The 2,920-nt window shown below is 69.1% G+C and carries 3 protein-coding genes; 1 reads left to right on the top strand and 2 read right to left on the bottom strand.

The window, feature by feature from the left end:
• Nucleotides 1–109: 109 nt before the first annotated feature.
• A complete protein-coding gene (locus I6U14_RS01905) occupies nucleotides 110–379 on the top strand; it encodes a hypothetical protein (protein ID WP_296896427.1) in 270 nt (89 codons plus the stop codon).
• Between the two features lie 116 nt (nucleotides 380–495).
• Here I6U14_RS01905 and tsaB read toward each other — a convergent pair whose 3' ends face one another.
• Both tsaB and I6U14_RS01895 read right to left on the bottom strand, forming a co-directional pair.
• Nucleotides 496–1,182, bottom strand: coding sequence for a tRNA (adenosine(37)-N6)-threonylcarbamoyltransferase complex dimerization subunit type 1 TsaB (gene tsaB, locus I6U14_RS01900; RefSeq protein ID WP_367115610.1), 687 nt, complete (start codon nucleotides 1,180–1,182; stop codon nucleotides 496–498).
• 76 nt (nucleotides 1,183–1,258) lie between these two features.
• Complete coding sequence (locus I6U14_RS01895) at nucleotides 1,259–2,722, bottom strand: ATP-dependent DNA helicase (RefSeq protein ID WP_296896425.1); 1,464 nt, start codon at nucleotides 2,720–2,722, stop codon at nucleotides 1,259–1,261.
• Nucleotides 2,723–2,920 lie beyond the last annotated feature (198 nt).

The raw sequence follows: 2,920 nt of genomic DNA, 5'->3' as shown, positions 1-2,920 counted from the left end.
CATTGGCTAGGTATATCATTTTGACTTACAATTTGCCTCTGGAATCCACAGAGTCTTACAACTTGGTGGTCAAATGCCGCCTGAGTAGAACCCTTGGAAGTCTCCCCCCGTGTGCACCGCCTCGCCCGTTCTATTCGTGAGTGTCACGGTCATCACCGGCGTCATCGGTTTCCTCACATGGCTGGCACTTGGGCTGTCGGACTGGGGCCACTGGGCCCGCGTGGGTACTGCCGCGGCCATTGCCCTCGCCGTGGCCGCGACCCTCTGGCATTACGTCATCAGCTGCATGCGCCGCCATTGCCGCCATCAGGATGGCTTCGGCCACATCGCAACGCCTTCCCGTGCGGGGCATGGAGCCCCGCCATTCTCAGCGACATAAGTCGCTGACAATGAAGGAACCCGGAAACCGCCCCGCTGGGAGCAAGCCGGGTTCCGTCCGATTTTTGGGCGGGAAGGCCAGTAAGTCGGCGTCTCCCCAAGCCCTCTGATCCCGCATCAGCCGGTACTGGTGACTCGGTCACGCAGATACACCGGCACCGCATCGGCCGGGTCCAGGATGTCGCCTGCGGCAAAGGCGGCGGCCGCCAGGATCGCCACGTCTTGCGCCTCGCAGGGGCGCTCCGGCTCCAAGCTCACCGGCTCACAGCCACAGGCCGCGCGGAGCGCATCTGCATACACCGCCCAGCCGCTGCCGGCGGCGGCCCAGGGCCCCGGGCCCGGCGCCACCACTGCGCTCGGCGCACAGACGCGGTCCGGGCTCAGCGCCCGCGCCAGGCCGTCTGGGGCGTCCACCGCATAAGCGCCCGCATAGACCTCGCCCATCCGCGCATCCAGTGCGCAGAGCACGCGGGACGCACCGCCCGCACGGTGACAGCCCTGGGCGAGGGCCGCGAGGGTCGAGACCCCCACTACCGGCTTCTCCGCCGCCAAAGCGGCGCCCTGGACCACCGCGGCGGCGATGCGCAGGCCGGTAAAGGAGCCGGGGCCGTGGGCGAAGGCGAAAGCATCCAGGTCCGCCGCGTGCAAGCCTGCGGCGCCGAGCAGCTCATCCATCATGCCGAGGATCAGCTCGCCATGCCGGCGGCTGGCCGGCGCCAGCCGCTGGGTGAGCGCGCCGTCCACGAGCAGCGCCGCCGAACAATGCGCGGCCGAAGTGTCGATAGCCAGAAGTCGCATAGGCATTCGAGAGCAACTATAAACGAAAGCGATCATCGAGGCCGCTGACCGCCGCGCCCGCTGCGGGGAGCGCCCCGCCCGCTCACGCCGCACCGGAGGTGAAGAATGCCTCCACCATCGCGAACTCCCGGGTGCGCTGCATGGCCGGCAGGCTGTCGAGGAAGACGCGTCCGTAGCCACGGCTGTGCAGCCGCGGGTCGCAGAGGACCAAGACACCGCGGTCCGCGCCGTCGCGGATCAGCCGGCCTGCGCCCTGCTTCAGGGCGATCACCGCCTGCGGCAGCTGCAGCTCCCGAAACGGGTTGCCGCCGCGTCGGCGCAGGGCATCGATGCGACCCTGTAACAGCGGATCCCCCGGGGAGCCGAAGGGGAGACGGTCGATGATGACGCAGGAGAGCGCCTCACCGCGCACGTCCACGCCCTCCCAGAAGCTCGACGTGCCGAGCAGCACCGCATCGCCGAGCCGTCGGAAGCGCTCGATCAGCTCCGCCCGCGGGGCCTGCCCTTGCACCAGCAGCGGATACTCCAGTCTGCCCGCGAGTGCCGCCGCGGCCAGCCGCAGCGCCCGATGGCTGGTAAACAGGCAAAAGGCCCGGCCCCGACTGGCCTTGATGACGCGCAGCGCCGCCGCGGCCACCCGGGCATCGTAGTCCGCGGCGCCCGGCTCCGGCATGTCCGGCGGCATGAAGAGCAGCGCCTGGCGCCGGTAGTCGAAAGGGCTGTCCCAGCGCTCTGTCGCGGCCTCCGGGGCGCCCACCTGCATGGCAAAGTGCGCAAAGGACTCAGCAACCGCGAGTGTCGCCGACGTGTAGATCCAGGCGGCGCCTTGTCGGGCCTGATAGCCACGGAACACCGCCGCCACATCGAGCGGCGTCTGATGCAGCCGAAAGCCCTGACCGCGCAGCTCGAACCAGCGCACCAGCCCGTCTTCGGCGCCATCTAACAGCGTATCCAAACGCTGCTGGAGTCCGCAGGTGCGGGCGCGACACTGCTCCAGATCCTTGGCCCCTCGAGCAAGCGCGCTTAGCGCGGCATCCGTGTCCGCCAAAAGCCCCGCAAGGTCCTCCAGCGCTGCTACGACTGGGCCAGAGCCGCCGATCTCGTGCCAGGCGCCGCGCCGGTCCTGATCCCCGAACGCAAGCCGCAGCCGCGGCACCAGGTCACTCAACGCTGCCGCGATCGCAGCCAGTTGCGGGGCTTCCGCCGCCTCCGAGCGCTGCGCGGCAGCGAGATCCCGCGCGAGATCCAACAGCTGCCGGCTGCTGACGGAGCTGCCAAAGAACTGTGCGGCGATGTCGGGGAGTTGATGCGCCTCGTCGACGATGACCGCATCTGCCCCGGGGAGCACCTCCCCGAAGCCCTCCTCGCGCAGCACCATGTCGGCGCAGAGCAGGTGATGGTTGATCACCACCAAATCCGCCTCCTGGGCGCGACGCCTTGCTTCTACCAGATGGCACTGCTGCCAGTGCGGGCAGTCTTGCCCAAGGCAGTTGTCCGTAGTGGACGTGACCACCGGCCAAACAGGCGCCTCTTCACCGATCGCCACCTCGGCGATGTCGCCGCCACGGGTGGCGGCAGCCCAGTCTCGAACGGCTGCCAGGTCGCGACGGAACTAGGGTCGGAGCGCGGCGGGATCGGGCACCGCGCCGTCCAGCCGATACCGGCACAAGGAAGTGCCGCGGACCTTCAACACGGCAACATCGACCGGCAGGCCCAGGGAGCGCCGCACGCGGGGCAAGGCTCG

Origin of the sequence: Thiohalocapsa sp. (genome assembly GCF_019695415.1) — a bacterium.
In the GTDB taxonomy this organism is placed as follows: Bacteria; Pseudomonadota; Gammaproteobacteria; order Chromatiales; family Chromatiaceae; genus Thiohalocapsa.
Note: the sequence above shows the minus strand (reverse complement) of the source record. Positions and strands in the feature narration are given on the sequence as shown.

Coding starts and splice junctions, on each gene's coding strand:
- tsaB (WP_367115610.1), bottom strand. CDS start 1,182: ATGCCTATGCGACTTCTGGCTATCGACACTTCGGCCGCGCATTGTTCG.